This is a genomic window from Bacteroidia bacterium, from assembly GCA_023228875.1.
GTDB lineage: Bacteria > Bacteroidota > Bacteroidia > NS11-12g > UBA955 > JALOAG01.
Window position 1 is genome coordinate 90,023 of record JALOAG010000006.1, and the last position, 15,777, is coordinate 105,799.

Here is a 15,777-nt window from a genome sequence, read left to right on the forward strand (position 1 = left end):
GTTATTTTGAAGCTGCACGTTGCAGCCTATCATTAATTGCCCTGCCTAAACCAATTTCCGGTAATCGCAGGGCAATTATTTTTTTATAAGATGCTGCATCCAGCTGTCTGATAAAAGCATACAAATGATGCGCTGCTTCATACGTGTCTGCTTTAGCTGAGAGATTGAGCACACTTCCAAACCCTTGCAGATTCATAGTTTCCCCAAACACCAATAATGCAGTTTGGCTTCTTTCATGCTCATCCATTACAAGTACTCTTTTTTCAAAATCCTTTTTGTCTAACAAGTCCATTTGTGTTGTTGGGCTATAATGTTTATCAAGCTGACCGGACACATCAGGATTTGAACTTTTATGAATTTTCACAGCCAACTTCTCTCCTACGGTTTCTTCAATATTTTCAATTGAAATGCCACCCAATCGCCAAAGTTCAATAGCATTATCTTTATAGCCTAAGATTGTAGATTCTATTCCAATTTGACAACTTCCGCCATCCAAAATATAATCCACTTTATCACCGAGTTGCGCTTGGACATGTTGAGCCGTAGTAGGGCTAACATATCCAAAGGGATTTGCACTTGGAGCCGCAAGAGGAAAGTCTATAGCAGTTAACAATCTTAGGGTAAGCGGATGAGCCGGCACTCTAACTGCTACAATAGGGCTTCCGGCTGTAATCATATCAGGCACAATCGCCACTTTGGGTGCTGCTAATGTTAGCGGTCCTGGCCAATATTTGCTTGCAAGGAAATCAAATTGGGGTGGATAGTTGTCTAAGAGTGCAAATCCAGCTTTTGCTGATGCACAATGGAGTATTAAAGGGTCAAAAAAAGGACGGTTTTTTGCTTCAAAAATGGAGGCAACTGCTTTTAAATTATAAGCATTTGCAGCTAAGCCATAAACTGTTTCGGTTGGAATCGCCACCAATTTACCTGCTTTCAACAGAGAAGCAGCTAATTCAATATCGTCACCAATTTGTGTCAAGACCTATATCCTCAAGTTCTTATGAACCCCTCTTCAGTCCGTATTTATCGATTTTGTTATATAAATGGCTTCGTTGAATGTCAATTTGAGAGGCTGTTTTAGCAACATTCCACGCATTTTGGGTTAGTTTATAATTCAAAAAGATTTTTTCTGAATAATCCTTAAAATCCTGAAACTTATCATGTTTTGTGATATCAACTGATTCAATTCCTTTAATCACCTGTGATGGGTTAGAATAACTCAACACATCATCTGCTGTTATCTTTTTGTCACACAAAATCACGAGCCTTTCAATAACATTGCGTAACTCTCTGATATTTCCAGACCATTTAACATTTTGCAATTCTTTGAGTGCATCCACTGTAAATGATTTGAGTGTTTGTCCGGACTCTTCACAGATTTCTCTCAAAAATTTTTCTGCTAAAATCGGTATATCATCTTTTCTTTCATTAAGCGTAGGAACATGAATAAGAATCACACTGAGTCTATGATATAAATCGAGTCGAAAATTTCCTTTTTCAATTTCTTCATTCAAGTTCTTATTAGTAGCAGCAATAATTCTCACATCCACTTTAATACCTTTATCACCTCCTACTCTATTGATTATACCTTCTTGAATTGCACGCAACACTTTTGCTTGAGCAGCCATACTCATATCTCCAATTTCATCCAAAAAGAGAGTACCGCCATTTGCCTGTTCAAACTTGCCTATTCTTTGTTTAATAGCAGTTGTAAAAGCTCCTTTTTCATGTCCAAACAACTCACTCTCAATCAACTCGGAAGGGATGGCAGCGCAATTCACCTCAATAAAAGGTGCATTTGCCCTATGGCTTTTTTCATGCAGCCATCTTGCTACTAATTCTTTACCTGTGCCGTTTTCTCCGGTAATTAACACTCTTGCATCTGTGGGTGCAACTTTCTCTATTGTGTTCTTGATATTGACAACCGATGGAGATTCGCCTAAAATATCTTTTGTTTTTGATATCTTTCTTTTTAGAATCCTGGTTTCAACCACCAAATTACTTTTGTCAATAGCATTCTTAATAGTAATGAGCAACCTATTCAAATCAGGGGGTTTTGTAATAAAGTCGTATGCACCTTTACGCACAGAGTCAACAGCAACTTCAATAGAACCATGTCCTGAAATCATGATAATCGGCACATCAGGAGCTAAATCATTGGCTTTAGCCAAAAACTCAAGCCCATCCATACCGGGCATCTTAATATCTGAAAGTACAACATCATAAAGATTTTCACCGAGTGCAACTAAACCATCTTTGCCGCTTTCTGCAACATCAACAGCATATCCTTCAAAACTCAGAATTTCCTTTAGCGTATCTCTTATTGCCTTTTCGTCATCTACAACTAAAATTTTAGCTATCATACTTAGTGTATAGTTTATTATGCAAAGATGCATTTCATATTAGTATAATTCAGCATTGTGTATAATCGGTTTAAAATTAAAAATAAGCACTTATTTTGCCGCTACTTCTCTGTCTATTTTGAAAAGAATACACTATCACAACCTTGATGCAATTAGATTCATTGCTTTTTTCAAAGTATTTCTGCTTCATTTACCTGAAGGTATAAACACCCCGGTTTTTAATTTTCTAAAACAAGGAGGAGGAACCGGAGTGTCAATATTCTTTGTACTCAGCGGATTCCTTATTAGTGATATTTTAATTAAGCAATGTAACCAATATGGACATGTGAATCCTATAACATTTCTAATTAGAAGAGCTTTTAGAATATGGCCTCTTTTCTTTTTGGGTGTTGCGATTGCCTATATGGGTATTGCACTAACCTCTTATTTCGGCATTTCTCAAAGTGAAGGCTATATGCCTAAGCCTATATTTTCGTTTTTGTTTTTAGAAAATTACAAATCAATTTTAGAAGGTACTTATCCGCGCGGAGTTCCATTGCAAGTATTTTGGTCATTATGCATAGAAGAACATTTTTACTTACTGTGGATTTTACTTTTTATGTTTGTTCCAATCAAGCATGTAGTGAAAGTATTTGGCGGACTTTGGCTATTGGCTATAACCACACGATATTTAACATTAAAATACTTACCTGAGTATCATATCAACGGCAGTGAAATTATTACATCACTTGATTACTTTGCTGTCGGAGGCTTGGTGGCAGCTTATCGCAATCAATTACTTCCTTTCAAATTTGACTACCAGAATCGCTTTATACGTTTGGCAACTATTAGCATCGCGATTGGCTATATTATCTTGCAACATCTCTGGTTTGAATATTTGGGTATTTTCGGCATTACCACCTCTGCATTCGTTTATGGCATGTTCATTTGGGTAATGACAGCTCAATCAACAAAAAACTTCATAAAAGACAATGCAATGATTTCAAGACTCGGAATCATTAGTTATGGCTTATATGTTTTTCATACTCCAATAATACTGTCACTTCGTAAACTATATGACTTTGCAGCCATAGAATACCAAAGTAGTATTGGGATATTACTTTTTTCAATTCTTGCCCTTGCTCTTTCTATTATTGTTGCATGGCTTTCATATAACTTTTATGAGGGTTGGTTTCTCAAAATCCGAGAGAAGTACTGGAAATAAAAAAGTTGTGCATTGGGCAATACACAACTTTTTTCAATTACTTAAAATTTAGGATTATTCCTCTAGTTTCTTTCTTTTAGTCATATCCATCATAATTGGCGTAGCAATAAAGATAGATGAATAAGTTCCAAAGGCAATACCAATAATAATAACAAATGAGAATCCTTTTAATGCTTCACCACCAAACAAGAACAGGATTATTACCAAAATTATTGTTGTGAATGAAGTAAGGAAAGTTCTACTTAGCGTACTGTTAATCGCTTGGTTAACTAATGTAGGAAAATCAGCAGAACGTCTTTGAGTTAAATATTCTCTTAACCTGTCAAATACAACCACAGTATCGTTAATAGAATAACCAATGATAGTCAGTACCGCTGCTATAAATGTCTGGTCTATTTCAGTGCTAAAAGGAAGAATAGGACCAAACAGCGCATAGATAGAGAAGATTATCAAAACGTCATGTATTGTTGCAATAATAGCTCCCATACTATAGCTCCATTTTTTAAATCTAATGAAGATATACAAAGCCATTCCAATCAATGAAATAATAATAATGATAGACGATTTTGCTCTGATAGAACTTGCTACAGTAGGTCCAATTTTACTGCTTGACAAGATACTCTTTTGAGTCAAACCATATTCAGATAATGCATTAACAAGGTCAGACTGAACTTTCTTGCTAATTTCCGGGTCGGTTGATTCGATCATGTAGGAAGTAACAATCTTATAACGGTTATCAGAACCTAAAGTTTTTACTTCATTACTGCTACCCGGCAATTTCTTATCCAATACATCTTTTATCTTATAAGCAGCCACTTTTTGATCAATTTGAACTCTATATGACCAACCGCCTTTGAAATCAATACCGGAAGATAGGTTACCCATCGCCATTGCGATAATACCGGCAATAATTAACAAACCAGAGAATGCATAACTTATCTTACGACTTTTAACAAAGTCAAAGTTCGAATTTTGTCCTATCGTACTGTAACTAAAAGCTATTTTATAATCGTTAGACTTTTCAAGTCTTCTATCTACTAACACTCTTGTAACAAGAATGGCAGTAAACAAAGAAGAAAGAATACCGATAATCAAGATTATAGCAAAACCATAAACAGGACCTGCTCCGGAAAACAACATGATAATACCCACCAAGAGTGTTGTAATATTACCGTCAAGAATAGAAGGCATTGCTGCTTTGTATCCATCATTGACAGCCGTTTTCAACATTTTTCCTAATCGCAATTCTTCTTTAATTCTTTCAAAAATAAGAACGTTCGCATCAACTGCCATACCGATAGTCAGAATCAAACCTGCAATACCGGGCAATGTTAGAGCTGCACCATAAGAAGCTAATATTCCAACGATGAAGAACATATTAAGCATAACTGCAATTGTTGCTACCCATCCTCCTCTTGCATAATACAACATCATCACAAGCACAAGTGATAAAAATCCGATGATCAGAGAAACTATACCCTGCGTGATAGATTCTTGTCCTAAGGTTGGTCCTACAACATCCTCTGCTACAATTCTTGCAGGAGCAGGCAATTTACCGGCCTTTAAAATATTAGAGAGGAATTGAGCTTCTTTTAAGTCGAAGCTTCCTGTAATGACAGACATTCCATTTGGAATTTCGGAGTTTACGGTTGGTGCTGTATATACTTTACCGTCAAGAACAACTGCAATAAAATCTTGATTTACGCTGGCTGCTTTTGTAATGAGTCTCCACTCTCGCGCTCCAACATCATTCATCTTCATTGAGATTTCAATTTGTCCTGTTTGGCTTGTAGAAGGACGTGCATCAACAATGATATCGCCACCTAAAGCTGCCTTTCCTTGTTTATTTGGCTTTAGAAAATAGAAAGCATATATATCGCTATTTTTACCCAGAGGTTGCGCACCCCAAGCAAAGTGAATATTGCGTGGTAACACCTTGCGAACAACAGGATCATTAAACATCTCTTCTACCTTAGCCATGTTTTCCTTTGTTGCATATCCAACATAAGGACTGGTATATAATTGTCCTTCGTTGGTTACCGCAGGATATAAATATGTATAAAGCGGATTTTCTTGTTTAAACTTCTCTTCATTACTTAAAGAATCATTTGAAGCAACAGCGGTGGTGTCTTTATCTTTTTTACCAAAGAGTTCTCCTTCTGCATTCTCTGTATTGCTCTCATTATTATCAGTTTGAGCAATTGCTGTATCTTGATTTGAAGTAGAGTCATCATCAGCAATACCATATTTAGCTTTCAACGCTTTGTTTGCTTCTTCTAAATATTTGAATCCTGCATACTGGTTTTTCTCGTTATTGCCATAAACTTCCCAAAATTCAAGTTTAGCAGATTCTTGCAACATTCTTCTAATCTGCTCAGGGTTATCTACTCCGGGAAGTTCCACAGAAATTCTTCCCCCATCTACTCTTTGAATATTTGGTTGAGAAACATTACTTTGGGAAATCCTTGTTTCAATTACATCAAGTGAACGATCAGAAGCTTGTGTAGTTTCAGTTTTAAGAAAATTAATAACATCTCTGTCAGTTGAATTAAACTTTACTGACTCACTATTTTCTCTGGATGCAAATAAGGGAGCTAAACTTCTGTTTGGAGCAATTGCTTTAAAACTTTCTGCAAAATAGTCAACAAAATTTCCTTCTTTATCAATGGATTTTGCCCTTGCCTGTTCCAAAGCTGCAATCAAGTCTTTATCTTCAGCATTAGCACCGGCAAGTCCTTTTATCACATCTTCAGTAGAAACCTCTAAGATGATATTCATACCTCCGCGAAGATCAAGACCAAGATTTAATTCCTTTTCCTTACATTCTAAATAGGTGTATGAAGTTATACCAATGTTATAAACGGTTTGATGACTGATTGAATCAATGTATTTTGTGTAAATATCATGATCTACTTTGCCATTAACGGTTGCATATTCTTTTCCTTTGTTTTCAACCCCTCTTGTAACAAACGTGAATGACAATTGGTAAATACAAACCAATGCCAAGATTGCGGTGAACCATATTATTGCGCCTTTATTTTTCATCTTTTAGAAATACTATTTTTATCTTTTAAAACGGTGGGCGAAAATAAACATAAATTTCAACCCACGAAATATTTTCGGAAGGAATTAGAAAGTTTATAATTGAAATCTGGGTTTCTGTTGTATTACAGGAGCCTTACATCTTAATAGTTATTCAGCATCATTGGCATGATGAGCATCAAAATGTCTTCATTTGGCTCATTTTCATTTGGAACAACCAACCCTGCTCTACTTGGTGAAGACAATTTGATTTGCACCTCCGGACTTTCAAGGTTTGACAGCAGTTCACTTAGAAACTTAGAATTAAAACCGATTTCTATATCATCTCCTTCGTATTCACAAGTCAATGTTTCGCTTGCTTTACTGGCCTTTTCTATATCTTCTGCCATTGTGCTGAGCTGACTTCCAACAATCTTGAGTCGAATCTGATGTGTGTGTTGATTTGCAAAAATTGCTGTTCTACGCACTGCATTTAATATTTCTTGGCGTGCAATAGTTAAAATGTTTGCATTATCTTGTGGTATCACCATCCTATAGTCTGGAAACTTCTCATCCATTATACGAGTAGTCAACACAAGAGTTCCGCATGTAAATCTTACATTTGAATCACTGATATCTATTGTAACAGGGGTTTCGTCATTTGGCAAACTTGACTTGAGCAGGTTTAAAGATTTCTTAGGTAAAATAAAACTATACTCAAATCCAGGCTTCACTTCGGTTGTGGTAAATCTAACTAATCTGTTAGCATCAGTAGCTACAAGGTTTAGACTATTTGCTGCAACTTCAAAGAACACACCTGTCAATGCAAGTCTAAGATCGTCATTACTGGTTGCAAATAAAGTTTTATTAATACCACGAATAAGAATATTTGCAGGCATTACAAAACTGTTTTTAACCTCAATTTCAGGAGTGATTGGGAATTCTTCTGCCGCTTCCCCCGGTAATTCATAGCGACCGGTTGAAGTGCTTAACTCAATTCCATTATTTTCGGTATGCACAGTGAAGTTTAATGTTTTATCACTTAATTCACGCAAGAGGTCTATAGTTTCTTTAGCCCGTAAACAAATTTTAACATCTTCTGATGATTGCACCTCTATTTCCTCTTGCATAAAGGTCTCAAGGTCTGTGGTTGTTATTGACAATTTTCCATTGGTTAAATTGAAATGAAAATTCTCAATAGCAGGAATAACCGGTTTAGATAAGATTGCTCCATTTACAGCCTGTAGCTTTTGCAACATGGCACTTGAAAGTACAATAAATTTCATATATAATTAGTTTTTCAACGATTTTTAATCAATGTGCAAACCTATCATAATTTGAATAGCTGAACGAGTATCCAATACAAACACTTATTCACATTTTCTGCCATACGAGTTTGCTAAAAAAGCGTGTCTGAGTTATTGTTCTTCACAATGCCAAGATGCTTGTATGCGTTGACTGTTGCCTCTCTACCACGTGGAGTTCTGGCCAAAAAGCCTTGCATAATTAAGAATGGCTCATAAACCTCTTCTATTGTTCCCGCGTCTTCACCCACTGCTGTTGCAATTGTTGTCAAACCAACGGGTCCTCCTTTGAATTTTTGGATTATGGTACTCAATATTTTATTATCCATTTCATCCAATCCAAAATCATCTACATTTAATGCCTTCAGCGCTATTTCGGCTATTTTAACTGTAATTTTACCATCCCCTTTGATTTGTGCAAAATCTCGGGTTCTTCTGAGCAAAGCATTGGCTACACGCGGAGTACCTCTGCTCCTTTTGGCAATTTCAACTGCTGCATCTTTCTCTATAGTCACTTTCAATAAATGAGCTGAACGCAATATTATCTTAGTAAGTAATTCCGCATCATAGTATTCCAATCTGGAAGTTATTCCGAATCTGGCTCGAAGTGGTGACGTAAGTAACCCGGAACGGGTAGTTGCTCCTATGAGGGTGAAAGGTTCTATTGAAATTTGAACTGAACGTGCACTTGGACCACTATCTAACATTATATCAATTCTAAAATCCTCCATTGCCGAGTATAAATATTCCTCTACAACCGGGCTCAATCTATGAATTTCATCTATAAATAGTACATCGCCCTTTTCTAAATTGGTTAATAATCCTGCTAAATCACCCGGTTTTTCTAAAACAGGACCGGATGTAACTTTTAAATTGGTTCCCAACTCTTTTGAAATAATATGGGCTAATGTAGTCTTACCCAGTCCGGGAGGTCCATGCAACAAAACATGGTCTAAAGCCTCTCCTCTTTGTTTTGCTGCACCGACAAACACTTCAAGATTAGCAATAGTGGCTGTCTGCCCTGTAAAATCAGAAAAACTAAGGGGGCGCAATGCTTTCTCTGCTTCAATCTCTGCCGCATTCATTAACTCATTGTCCGGTCTTAAAAAAGGATTTGACATTTGGTTTCAAAATTAGTTTTTAAATCATAAGAACTTATGGGATTTATACACGATTTTTCCTAGTGTGTTTTGTATAATTTTGCTGCCTTCAATGGAACTTTATTTTCACTCATTAACTAATTTGGCAGAAGCGCGTTTTGCAGCAGCAGCCCATCCTAAATTTTTAGGATTTTGTTTCTCTCCTCACTCACCCAATGCAATACACCCTATTGAGTTTGTTCAAATTCGGGTTTGGCTTTCAGGCGGTGTCATAGTTGGACAATTTTTATATGAATCAGAAAGCGAAATAAACAAACTGCTTGACAGTTTGCGTATTGAATGGATTGAAATTCCCGCTGACCATCCCGATATTGAAACGCTGAGTCAACATTACAAACTTATTACATTTAAAGGTATGCACCCTTTAGCGCAATTTTCACGTGCAAAAGACATTCAATCTATTGACCATTGTGTCGCAAATACATTTTACGCCCTTGAAAACTATGTAAATATTGCCGATACAATTCAACAAAAGAAACCTTATGGCATCGCACTTTCAGGCAAAAAAATAGATACCGAGGTAGGAATGACTGACTTATCTCATTGGATGGATATTATGGAAGAATTGGATTTTCATTAAGGATTATCAATGTCTAAGAATCCGTATATCGCACTACACACCTCTGTTTTCCTCTTTGGTTTCACACCCATTCTTGGCAAATTATTGTCATTAAATGCTTATAGCTTAGTATGGTGGCGAATGTGTATAGCATCTTTAATCTTTCTTGTGTTTCCTAAATTTTTTGAACAACTTAAATCCCTAAATAGGAAACAGCTAATTTTATTCATTGGAATTGGATTTTTAGTTGCATTACACTGGATAACATTTTATGGTTCAATTAAAGTTGCAAACAGTGCATCTCTTACGCTTGCATGCTTTGGATTAACTGCAACTTTTACATCGTTCTTGGAACCTTTCATTAATCGTCAAAAAGTAATTCTGTCAGATATCGTATTAGGGCTCCTTGCGTTTGGAGGGATTCTCTTTATTTTTCTTTCATCAGCGCACACATCAATTCCTGCTGAAAAGTTCAGCATAGCTCTTGGGCTGGGCATTTTCTCAAGTTCTATTGCTGCATTTTTTTCGAGCCTCAATGCCAAGTTTATTAAATCTGCTCAACCGGTTCCGGTTACCTTTGTCGAATTGTCAAGTGGTTTTATGTTCCTTTCATTATTTTTCATGCTCATTTCTCCTGCTTCTTTTGAATGGCTTAACAATGAAAGCGACTTTATATGGATGCTACTACTGACTATATTTTGTACTAACATTGCGTTTGCGCTTAATCTTCAAGCAATGAAAAAGATTAGTGCTTTTATTGCTAACATCACTATAAACCTTGAACCGGTATATGGAATCTTATGGGCGGTCATAATTTTCAGTGAAAATCGAATGCTGAACTCTCATTTCTATTTGGGTGCTGTGGTTATATTATTTACCGTGCTATTACACAGTTTTCTCAAAAGAAAGAAACTTTTTAGTAAGCAATTAGAGTAGGACTTGAGTCCCTTGTTTTAAATAACTCAAATCAAAGGCGTAAGACATTTACATCTTCACCATTTTGAATGTTTGGAATCCGCTTAATCCGTCTGTGCATCGAATAAAATAGAACCCGGGAACCACGATTGAAGATAGTTCAAACTTCTCTCCTGCTCCCACCTTAAACTTTTCTTGTTCACGCATATCTACAGAATAGACAACACATTCTATCTGTTTTGAATGAGTATTATGAATTATGAAATTGTTGTCGGAAGGATTTGGATAAATGTTTACAAAAGCATGTTCCGACTGAATATTAGGAACGGATATAGGATATTTAGGTCGCATTGTATCCATAACGGCTACTCCAAAGTCTCCATCCCACTTGGGTTGAATCCTGATATCTTCTAAGAACCAATAATTGTTTGAATTTAAAGAATGCCAGAACACAAAGCGAGGAGGTGATAAAGACATATCAAAACGTCCTCCCACATGAGTATATGCCTTATTGAATGTTTTTGAATTTTGATCAAACAACATAATCTTGTGTGCGTGAGAATAGGTACTGTCAAAGTCAATACGGTCAAAGGTATAAGTTCTGCCACCGGAATATAGATATGCATATACGTTCATATCTTTATCATATTCGAGCCATATAGTTTGTGTTAGACCCGGAAAGGGACATTGCTGAGTGGTGTCATAGTGCGCGGATTTAAAGTTCCCGTTTTTGTCAAATCGGATAATACTTGCCTTTGTAACAAATGAACTTGCATCTTTATAAAACGGTATAACATGTCCGGCTATAGTCAGGTCTTGAGCATGTCTGATCGCCCAAAATACATTTCCTTCTCTGTCCACTTTGAGAACTTTATTTTCCTGAATATCATTATCTCTATTGTTCTCCACTACATGGGTCCAAAGTCGTTTGTAACCTGTACCATCTCGGGTTACTTTCGATACAACCCATTTATATTTCCCTTCATTTGAAGCATAAATGACTGTGTCAAGAATAATGAGACTATCCTTGGGTTTGAAACTGGTAGTAGGGGGTTTAACGAAAGAAAAATATCCGTTTGTATCCATATCAATGGTAGAAGAATTTCCCCCGGGAATGGGATAATGAGCCACAATTTTAAATGTACTGTCAAGAACCATAGGTCTGAGATTGTATGATGACATTAACAATCCAAAGTTATAATATCTCTCAACAGAAAAATTAGCTAATTCTACTTGTCCTAATGTTGCATTAAATAGCTTAACTACATTACCGGTTGAGTCAAACTTACCCATAAAAATATAGGGTCTATTAGGAATATCAAAGATTTCTCTGAAGCCATTATTCAATACTATGGAGTCTCTTGCTACACAGCTAAAATATAAACTGTTATCTGCACCGGACATAAGAATACCCATCCCAAATCCACTAACAGTGTTTTTTTCATCATAAGTAAACTCCCACCGAAGCTTCCCCGTTTGGTCAAAAGCAAAAACACAGGTGGCTTTGAAACGTTTATCAATTTTAAAGTTATCTAATTCCAAGGAATCAAAGGGACCTATATATCTGACAAACATCCACCCGTTTTCGTTTATAAACGTGTGCTTTATAGAAAGCGGATCCGGGTTTGTAAATTTAACCGCTAATCTTTTATAGTATTGCAATTTAAGCGGCTCCTGAGCTTTTGATGATTGCGCTAATACTAAGCATGCAAAAAGCATGAATGATAATCGTAGTATTTTTTTCATAATAATATCTGTTTTGATTTGTTTTAATTATTTATTGATTCGGATTCGGACAGGGTTGATAGTATGGTGAATGAGCCGGTCGCAAAAAAGTTTCCGAAGTTTGCCAATTGATTTCAGCAACTCCGCATCCACAACTTTGACAATTTATTGCTTGAATACTATCACAGCAAATTACTGTATTAACATCATACGTATAATTACAAAATTCTTTTTGGTAATTTGCATTTCGCCAGTCATACGCACGAGTATTTGGAATAGGGCTGACATTAGTAATCTTGTCACGTGTTTCCAAATATTTAAAGGCAGAATCTCTTGTGCCTCCAATCATAGGGCAAAGTGTGTCATCAAGAAACCCACAAAATCCGCATCCAGCAATTTTTTGTGAACTACCCGGTTGTCCCCAACAACCACAATCAGTTGGACAACTAACATCTTCTATAAAAGGATGGTGATGATAGCTGTAACCACAATCGCAAGTAAATCCAACAACAAGTCTATAGGGACAATCTATTTCTGATGAATGAGACCAAGTACAAGTTTGAGCCCTTAGACTCTCAATATTAATGAATATAAAACCCAAGGAAATAAATAATAGAATTATCTTCCTGAATTTCAAATAATTATCAGAGCGAGTACCATTAAAACACTGCGCTTGAAAATCCTTTTTCATAATTAAACTATATTTGTTTGGGCAAAGATAATAAAATTATAAAGGCAAATACAAGTCTTGAATTGATAAAGAACCATAAAAGTAATGATAATTTTTAATTCACGCCATTCCTAACACTACTACTGCGAGATTCTTAACCCTAAATAGTTTTTCCCTAATTTTGCCTCTTTCATAACTAAACCGATGACACCAACACAATACTGGCAAGAAACTGAGAAAGGACTATACCGGAAGTTTTTGTTTAAGGACTTTACCGAAGCTTTTGGTTTTATGAGTAAAGTAGCTATCCTGGCTGAAAAGTATGACCACCACCCTACTTGGACAAATACAAATAACAAAGTGGAAATTTGGCTAATAACACATGATATGGGCAATACAATCTCATTGAAAGACATTGATTTTGCAAAGCAAATCAACGAGATGTTTACTTCATAACACCTCAATACTCATTTCATCTACCTGAACTGTTAATAAAAGGCTATACGCTATAAAGTTTATCGTAACTCGGTAGTAAAAACATGACATTTGTCATTGTTTAGCATAAGGCTATGAACTACCTTTGCTTATATAACCTTATCTACTTTCATATCATGAAAAAACTTACTTTAATTTTATTAACAACTGCTTTAGTATCAATCTGGGGTTGTAAAAAAGAACCCAAAACAGGCAATGGAAATATTAATGCCAAAGTAACGTACAACGTTGATGGCACAGCATTGATAACAGACACTTTTGCATATACAAGTGCGGCTGGTTATTCCTACAAAATCTCACGTATGGAATATTTCCTATCCGGCTTTAAATTGAAGCACGAAAACGGCACAATGTATTCTTCAAATAAAATCCTGTATTTGAATGCATTAAAGCCCGCTACTAATTCTTTCTCATTGAAAGAAATACCGTCTGGCAAATACACTGAAATCTATTTCTATTTCGGTTTGGATTCCGCACACAATATCTCTAGAACATTAGATGCAAATATAGACATGGCAAATATGTCTTGGCCCGACATGATGGGAGGTGGCTATCATTTTATGAAGTTTGAAGGAACGTATAAAAACAATAACAAAGATGAGGGCTTTGCAATGCACATTGGAAACAATAAAAATTTGATTGAAATCCACATAAAACACAATGTTGAAATAACAATTGACAACACAACAACGCTGAATCTTGCATTGAACCTTAACGAATGGTTCAAAAATCCAGAAGTGTATGATTTTGTTCTAGATGGAAGTTATTCAATGAACAATCCCGTTGCCATGCAGAAGCTAAAGAGAAACGGAGTAGATATATTTTCAATAAAAAAGTAAAAATGAAAAAAACAATTATTCTCATATTCATTGCCATGTTGGGTTTCAATGCCTGTAAAAAAGACCCAACCGACAACAATACCCAATCAAGTATTAAAGCGACTCCAATCAACTTGGATATTCCTCGCTTCTTCCCGAACATGACAATTCCGCAAGATAACAAGATGACCAAAGAGCGACTGGCACTCGGACGAAAACTTTACTATGACCCAATCCTATCCAATGACGGTCGTTCATGCTCTCAATGTCATTTTCAGGCAGAGGGATTTACCTCTGACCCCGGTTTTGCAACCACTGTACTTCCACATGTAAACCTTGGTTGGAGTAAAAACTTTTTATGGAAAGGACGTACAGACCAAGGACTTGAAAACGTAATGTTATTCGAGGTTGATGAATTTTTTGCAACCGATTTGAAGAAAATCAATGCAAACACTACATATAAAAAAGAGTTCAAAGACGCTTTTGGAGTGGATGAAATCACTTCCAAAGAGATAGCATATTCTCTTGCTCAATTTTTCAGATCACTCATTTCAGGAAATTCAAAATACGACCAATATATGCGTAATGAAATTGCGCTGACACAAGCAGAAATGGATGGAATGGAAATCTTCTTCACAGAAACCGGAGATTGTTTTCACTGCCACGGTAGTATGCTTTTTACAGACAATGACTTTCACAATATTGGTTTAGACAGTGTATTCAATGGAAGTAAGGGTAGATACGATGTTACAGGAAACATGAAAGACTATGGCACATACAAGACTCCTACATTGAGAAATGTATCGCTTAGAAAAAGGTTTATGCATGATGGCAGATTCAATTCTTTAGAACAAGTCATTGAATTTTATAATAGTGGAGTACAAATGAACTCACCGAATATAGACCCACTAATGATTTTACCACAAAAGGAAAACGGATTGATGCTTACTCAGGAACAGAAAGACAATTTGCTGGCTTTCCTTAAAACACTCACAGATGTTTCATTTACAACAAATCCTGATTTTTCTAAACCATAAGGAATAGAACATTACTTTTGCAGCGTTTTTGACAAAAATAAGCAATGGAGATTTATAAGGAGTTTGATTTTGAAGCAGCGCACTTTCTTCCGAACGTACCTGAGGGACATAAATGTAAGAACATACATGGACATTCCTACCGTTTTACTATATTTCTTAAAGGGGACGTAAATGCGGAAACAGGTTGGATTATGGACTTTGCGATTCTTAAATCTATTGTAAACCCTATTGTAAAACAACTTGACCACCAAACTCTAAACAACATCATGGGACTTGAGAACCCTACAGTAGAGAATCTTTCCATCTGGCTTTGGGACACACTCAAACCCCAGTTACCCTTACTTTCAAGAATAATCGTAAAAGAAACAGCAAGCTCCGGCTGTGTTTACGAAGGGATATAAACTCTATCCGTCTAATATTATTGATATTAGTTAACACTTGTAGGCTTGTTCTTTCTGAATAATCTTAAAAGCGCATTATATTTGCTAGCATTCAATGAAAAGTAA

General features: G+C 36.1%; 14 protein-coding genes. 7 read left to right on the forward strand and 7 right to left on the reverse strand.

Going from position 1 to position 15,777, the window contains the following annotated elements; translation table 11 throughout:
* Position 1: 1 nt before the first annotated feature.
* Both M0R38_07990 and M0R38_07995 read right to left on the reverse strand, forming a co-directional pair.
* Entirely contained in the window at positions 2 to 979 is a 978-nt protein-coding gene (locus M0R38_07990) for an L-threonylcarbamoyladenylate synthase (protein ID MCK9481682.1), read from the reverse strand.
* A 19-nt stretch (positions 980 to 998) separates the two neighbouring features.
* Entirely contained in the window at positions 999 to 2,360 is a 1,362-nt protein-coding gene (locus M0R38_07995) for a sigma-54 dependent transcriptional regulator (GenBank protein MCK9481683.1), read from the reverse strand.
* A gap of 121 nt (positions 2,361 to 2,481) precedes the next feature.
* Between M0R38_07995 and M0R38_08000 the strand changes: the two genes are divergently transcribed.
* Positions 2,482 to 3,567 carry an acyltransferase gene (locus M0R38_08000; GenBank protein ID MCK9481684.1) on the forward strand — a complete coding sequence of 362 codons (1,086 nt, stop codon included), beginning with the start codon at positions 2,482 to 2,484 and terminating at the stop codon, positions 3,565 to 3,567.
* A gap of 54 nt (positions 3,568 to 3,621) precedes the next feature.
* On the opposite strand, the gene secDF is transcribed toward M0R38_08000, so the two are convergent.
* The 3 genes from secDF to ruvB form a co-directional block, all read right to left on the reverse strand.
* Positions 3,622 to 6,612 carry a protein translocase subunit SecDF gene (gene secDF, locus M0R38_08005; GenBank protein MCK9481685.1) on the reverse strand — a complete coding sequence of 997 codons (2,991 nt, stop codon included), beginning with the start codon at positions 6,610 to 6,612 and terminating at the stop codon, positions 3,622 to 3,624.
* A 140-nt stretch (positions 6,613 to 6,752) separates the two neighbouring features.
* Positions 6,753 to 7,874, reverse strand: a complete 1,122-nt coding sequence (dnaN, locus tag M0R38_08010) for a DNA polymerase III subunit beta (GenBank protein ID MCK9481686.1) — start codon at positions 7,872 to 7,874, stop codon at positions 6,753 to 6,755.
* A 113-nt stretch (positions 7,875 to 7,987) separates the two neighbouring features.
* Entirely contained in the window at positions 7,988 to 9,013 is a 1,026-nt protein-coding gene (gene ruvB, locus M0R38_08015; protein ID MCK9481687.1) for a Holliday junction branch migration DNA helicase RuvB, read from the reverse strand.
* Between the two features lie 91 nt (positions 9,014 to 9,104).
* Between ruvB and M0R38_08020 the strand changes: the two genes are divergently transcribed.
* Together M0R38_08020 and M0R38_08025 are read left to right on the forward strand one after the other, a co-directional pair.
* Positions 9,105 to 9,632, forward strand: a complete 528-nt coding sequence (locus M0R38_08020) for a hypothetical protein (protein ID MCK9481688.1) — start codon at positions 9,105 to 9,107, stop codon at positions 9,630 to 9,632.
* A gap of 9 nt (positions 9,633 to 9,641) precedes the next feature.
* Positions 9,642 to 10,547, forward strand: a complete 906-nt coding sequence (locus M0R38_08025) for a DMT family transporter (GenBank protein MCK9481689.1) — start codon at positions 9,642 to 9,644, stop codon at positions 10,545 to 10,547.
* Between the two features lie 48 nt (positions 10,548 to 10,595).
* Here M0R38_08025 and M0R38_08030 read toward each other — a convergent pair whose 3' ends face one another.
* Together M0R38_08030 and M0R38_08035 are read right to left on the reverse strand one after the other, a co-directional pair.
* Positions 10,596 to 12,272, reverse strand: a complete 1,677-nt coding sequence (locus M0R38_08030; protein MCK9481690.1) for a T9SS type A sorting domain-containing protein — start codon at positions 12,270 to 12,272, stop codon at positions 10,596 to 10,598.
* A gap of 31 nt (positions 12,273 to 12,303) precedes the next feature.
* Entirely contained in the window at positions 12,304 to 12,942 is a 639-nt protein-coding gene (locus tag M0R38_08035) for a hypothetical protein (protein MCK9481691.1), read from the reverse strand.
* 183 nt (positions 12,943 to 13,125) lie between these two features.
* Between M0R38_08035 and M0R38_08040 the strand changes: the two genes are divergently transcribed.
* From M0R38_08040 to queD, 4 genes are all read left to right on the forward strand, one after another.
* Positions 13,126 to 13,377, forward strand: a complete 252-nt coding sequence (locus M0R38_08040) for a 4a-hydroxytetrahydrobiopterin dehydratase (GenBank protein MCK9481692.1) — start codon at positions 13,126 to 13,128, stop codon at positions 13,375 to 13,377.
* A 155-nt stretch (positions 13,378 to 13,532) separates the two neighbouring features.
* Positions 13,533 to 14,255 carry a hypothetical protein gene (locus tag M0R38_08045; protein ID MCK9481693.1) on the forward strand — a complete coding sequence of 241 codons (723 nt, stop codon included), beginning with the start codon at positions 13,533 to 13,535 and terminating at the stop codon, positions 14,253 to 14,255.
* Between the two features lie 2 nt (positions 14,256 to 14,257).
* On the forward strand, positions 14,258 to 15,271 hold the full coding sequence (locus tag M0R38_08050; GenBank protein MCK9481694.1) for a cytochrome-c peroxidase: 1,014 nt from the start codon (positions 14,258 to 14,260) through the stop codon (positions 15,269 to 15,271).
* Between the two features lie 44 nt (positions 15,272 to 15,315).
* Complete coding sequence (gene queD, locus M0R38_08055; protein MCK9481695.1) at positions 15,316 to 15,672, forward strand: 6-carboxytetrahydropterin synthase QueD; 357 nt, start codon at positions 15,316 to 15,318, stop codon at positions 15,670 to 15,672.
* The last annotated feature ends 105 nt before the right edge of the window (positions 15,673 to 15,777 follow it).